2 protein-coding genes and 1 pseudogene are annotated in these 4,201 nt (G+C 71.5%); all 3 read left to right on the top strand.

Features of this window, described 5'->3' with window-relative positions:
* Nucleotides 1-1,205, top strand: a pseudogene (locus KGQ19_RS47635) (substrate-binding domain-containing protein); the annotation flags it as partial.
* A 207-nt stretch (nucleotides 1,206-1,412) separates the two neighbouring features.
* Nucleotides 1,413-3,023 carry a hypothetical protein gene (locus KGQ19_RS51555; RefSeq protein ID WP_212022122.1) on the top strand — a complete coding sequence of 537 codons (1,611 nt, stop codon included), beginning with the start codon at nucleotides 1,413-1,415 and terminating at the stop codon, nucleotides 3,021-3,023.
* Between the two features lie 58 nt (nucleotides 3,024-3,081).
* On the top strand, nucleotides 3,082-4,201 hold a 1,120-nt coding region (locus KGQ19_RS51550; protein ID WP_212022121.1), incomplete at its 3' end, for a 3-oxoacyl-[acyl-carrier-protein] synthase III C-terminal domain-containing protein.

Here is a 4,201-nt window from a genome sequence, read left to right as displayed (position 1 = left end):
GTTGGGAGCAGTTGGTGACGGGGAACGCCGGGGCGGCAGTGGGGACCGCCGGGCCGGTGGTGGGAATCGCCGATCCGACGCACGACGCGGCGGGATTGTCGGCGCTGATCGCGCTGGACGGGATGCTCACACGGGCGGTGAACGATCCGCAGCTGAAGGTCGGGATCACCGGGTTCGTGAAGGGGATGGCGAACAACGTCGCGGCGTCGATGACGGCTTTGGCGGGGAAGGCGTTTCCGGCTTCGGAGCAGGCGGTGTTCCAGTACAACAGCCACAAGCCGGCGGTGCCGTTGACGGCCTTGTATCCGTCGGATGCCTCGGCTTCGCTGGACTACCCGCTGGTGCTGCTCAACGGGGCGGACAACGCGCACGCGGTGGCAGGGAACTCCTTGCTGTCGTATCTCCAGACGCATGCCCAGGACGCGTTGCGGCGTCAGGGTTTCCGTTCGCCGGACGGGGCGCCGTCGACGGTGTTGGCCGCCGATCCGCTGTTGCACGGCGGCCAGCTGACGGCGGCCACGCGTGCCGATTACGGGCTGGCCGGGCAGGCGTTGGCGTTGTGGGCGACGCTGACGCGGCAGTTGCGGATGCTGGCGGTGGTGGACGTGTCGGGGTCGATGGCGCAGACCGTGCCGGGGACCGGGCAGACGCGGTCGCAGCTGACGGCTTCGGCGTGTGAGAAGGCGATGGCTTTGTTCGGGAGCCACGCGGCGATGGGGTTGTGGACGTTCACCACGACTCATGACGCGGCCGGGACGACGGTCATCGATCCGGTGTTGCCGATCGCCGAGTTGGGCTCGCCCGAGCCCGGCGCGGGTTCGGCGACGCATGGGCAGCGGATGGTCGCGGCGTACGGGGCGCTCGCCGAGAAGGCCGGGTCGCGCAACGGGCTGTACGACGCGTTGCTGGCGGCGTATCAGGATGTGCAGAAGGGCTGGGACCCGGCGCGGGTGAACACGGTGGTGGTGTTCACCGACGGCAAGGACGACAACCTCAACAGCATGAGCTCGGACCAGCTGATCACTCGGTTGCGGGCGGCGGTGGACCCGGCACGTCCGGTCCGCGTGTTCGTGGTCGCCCTCGGCACCGACGTCGACCTGACCCTCCTGAACAAGATCACAGCGGTCACCGGCGGCGCGGCCGTGCACTTCGGCGACATCGGGCAGATGACGGCGGCCATACTGGGCAGCACCGACACCCGCTGAGGGACCGTGAGATTCCCGTGTTAACGATCTGGTACGAACCGCATGACAGACCCGAGCAGTAATCGAGAACATGCCTCCATGGCATTTCACTGCGGGGCACCGACGCGCGACGGCAGCGCGTGCCAACGCCATGTCCGGGAACCGGGTACCCGCTGCCCGCAGCACCGTAACCTCGGCGGCGCCGCGATGCACCCCCCGCGCCACGCGATGCGCACCATCACCCTCGCCGACCCGGCCCTCACCGAGGCCCCCACCGCCTGGACCTCCGCCCGCACCGACCTGACAGCCCGCGCTGGCGAACTCCGCGACCGCACAACGCCACCCCCCGCCGAGGAGTCGCAGACCCCGCCGCCGGGAAGCCTCGCAGACGAGGAGCCGACGCGCGAAGACGCGGGGCGGAGCGCGGATGAGGTGACGACGCCGGTGGGGCGACGGTCGTATTTGGATCGTGAGCGGAGCCGGCGCGCTGAGCAACGGCAGACGGAAGCAGGGCATGCCGACCCCGAGCCTCAGCCTGAGCAGACGACGCCGGAGGTTGAGCAAGGTCAGGCCGAGATCGAGCCGGAGCAGACAGTTCCGGAACCGGCACCAGAGCAGGCCGGACCCGAGCAAAAGGCTGGGCAGGAGCAGGTCGGAGTAGGACCTGAGGCCGAGCAGCGGTCGGCTGAGCCAGAAGCCGAGGAGGTCGAGGCCACGCCGCAGGCCGAGCAGGAGCCTGAATCCGCCACTTCCACCGACAATGCCGCTGAACAGGCCGCCGGGCCTGGCGATGAGCCCGCCACCGAGTCCGCCGCTGAACGCTCCGCCGCGCCAGCTGCCACGCCCGCCGCCGAGCCTGGCGATGAGCCCGGCGCTGGAGCCGCCCCTGAACCTGCCGCCGAACCTGCCGCTGAGGCCGAGCCGCGTCCTGTCGAGCAGCGTCCGTTGTTGCGCAAGGAACGTGCGCTGGATCCGGATTGGATCGGCGCGCGGCCGTTGTTCCGCGATGAGGCGCCGACGCGGCGGATGCCGCGTATCGAGTTCGAGCCGTCGGATGGTGCCGAGCCTGCTGTGCCGCGGAAGGCGCCTCGGATCGCTTCCATGCGGAGTGTTGTGCTTGAGCCTCAGGCTGATCCGCCGACGCTTGTCGATCCGATGCCGCCTATCGATCCCGAGGAGCTGGTGGTGCCTGATTTCCTGCGGGCCGATTTCGTCGCGCCCGCCACGGTCACCAAGACCAAGGTCGTGCCGCGACCCGCTCCCGAACCGGCGCCGGCAGCACCAGCACCAGCACCAGCACCAGCGGCGCCTGATCCCGATCCGCCCACGCTCATCGCGCCGCCGCCTGCCCCCGCGCCTGTGGCGGCGGACGGGCTGACCGTGCCCGACTTCATCGTGCCCGGCTTCAGCAAGCCGGCGCCGGAGCCGCCGTTGCGGACTGTTTTGTCGACGGTGCTCGGCCCCGACTTGTGGCAGCGCTGCTATACCGAGTGGACGCCGGCGCACTGCACCGCGTTGGCGCGCGTGGCGCGGAATGTGGACGGGCTCGCGCCGTCGGCGGGGACCGCGGTGTGGTCGACGGCCGGGGCCGGGATGCGGTGGTTGGGGGTGGCGCGGGAGCGGGAGATGTTGGCCGATGAGGTGGCTGACGCCATCGCGCATCCGGCGGGTGCCACCGCCGCGAATCAGGCGCGGACTGTGCGCCTGTACGGGGCGGCGATCTGCGTGGCGCTGAATGTGCCGTTGCGGCGGTGCGCGTGTCATCGCGATCTGGAGCGGGACGTGTCCGGCGAGCTCATCCGGCTCGGGTTGGCGGAGCTGGCCGGCGAAGTGCCCTGATCGGGGCGGGTGACGCTGGTGATCTGACGGCCCATCAGATTTCCGCTACGATGCCGCCATGCGAGGAATCCTGGGGTGGGGCGTCCACCTGCCGTACCGACGCCTGGACCGCACCGCCATCGCGCCCGTGGCCGGCACCGGCGGGGGAACCGGCACCCGGGCCGTGGCCTCCTACGACGAGGACACGACGACGATGGGCGTCGCCGCCGCGCGCGCCGCGCTGCACCCGGCGGGCGGAGCCGTCAGCACCCTGTGGTTCACCACCACCGCCCCCGCCTACCAGGACCGCACCAACGCCACGGCCCTGCACGCCGCCCTGCGCCTCCCCCGCACCACCGCCGCCTACGACGCCACCGGAGCCGTCCGCTGTACCGTCGCCGCCCTCGACGCGGCCCTGAACGCGGGCCCGGCCACCGGCACCCACCTCGTCGTGGCCTCCGACCTCCGCACCGGCCGCCCGGGCAGCGCCGACGAGGCCGCCGGAGGCGACGCGGCCGCCGCGCTGCTCATCGGCGACGGAAGCGAAGACGTCCCGCTCTTGGCCGAATTCCAAGCCCACACCAGCGCCACCGAGGAGTTCCTGGACCGCTGGCGCATCCCGGGAGATCAGGCCTCGAAGACGTGGGAGGACCGCTTCGGCGAGACGCACTACGCGACGCTGGCCGCCGAGGCCTGGAACGCTCTGCTCGCCGCCACCGGCACCACACCCGATGACATCGACGCCCTCCTGATAGCCGGCACCCACGAGCGCGCCGCGACATCGGTACTGAAGAAGACCGGCGTCGGCAAAGACCGACACCACGACCCGTTCACCAAGACGACCGGCAACTCAGGGGCCGCACACCCCGCGCTCCTGCTCGCCTCAGCCCTCGAAGACGCGCGGCCTGGGCAGAACATCGCGCTGCTGGTGCTGGCCGACGGTGCCGACGCCTTCCTGTGGCGCACCACGGACGCGCTGACCGCGTATCGCCCCGCGAGACCGGTGGCGGACCAGCTCACGCAGTCCGGCAGCGTCACCTACGGCCGCTACCTGGCCTGGCGCGGGTTCCTGCCGGTAGAGCCGCCGCGTCGCCCCGAACCGGCACGCACCTCCGCGTCCGCCGCCGCGCGCGCCACCGACTGGAAGTTCGCGCTCGTCGGCTCCCGACGCGACGACGGCGGCGCCGTCCACCTCCCCC

The sequence above is a fragment of the Catenulispora pinistramenti genome (assembly GCF_018274385.1).
GTDB lineage: Bacteria > Actinomycetota > Actinomycetes > Streptomycetales > Catenulisporaceae > Catenulispora > Catenulispora pinistramenti.
Note: the sequence above shows the minus strand (reverse complement) of the source record. Positions and strands in the feature narration are given on the sequence as shown.

Coding starts and splice junctions, on each gene's coding strand:
- KGQ19_RS51555 (WP_212022122.1), top strand. CDS start 1,413: ATGCGCACCATCACCCTCGCCGACCCGGCCCTCACCGAGGCCCCCACC.